General features: G+C 50.5%; 1 protein-coding gene. It reads right to left on the reverse strand.

Going from position 1 to position 311, the window contains the following annotated elements; all coding sequences use genetic code 11:
- Positions 1-311, reverse strand: a 311-nt coding sequence (locus tag ACO0LG_RS29650) for a sulfotransferase (protein ID WP_423032229.1), incomplete at both ends; no start/stop codon positions are given.

Genomic DNA, 311 nt, shown 5'->3' on the forward strand with positions numbered 1-311 from the left:
GCAATCACTTTGGAGCCGGGGAACTGGTCCATCAACATAGGCAGATGGGCAGTCCACATGCGGTTGGTATCAAACACCACACTCTTTTCAGCATGTTCGGCATAGTAAGAATCAAACAAACCACGCACCAAGCGCTTGCGTTCTGCTTTGGTAATGACCGGACCAAATTCTGTCCCTGCGCCAAACTGATGCAGCAAGCTGGTATATAAAGTGCCGACAGGGCTGGTCATCCCGGCATGAAAGCGTGGATTTTGCAGTAACAAAGCAGCCAATAAGGTAGAGCCGGAACGTGGCAGACCAGAGATGAAATG

Origin of the sequence: Undibacterium sp. Ji42W, assembly GCF_049340405.1 — a bacterium.
GTDB lineage: Bacteria > Pseudomonadota > Gammaproteobacteria > Burkholderiales > Burkholderiaceae_D > Undibacterium.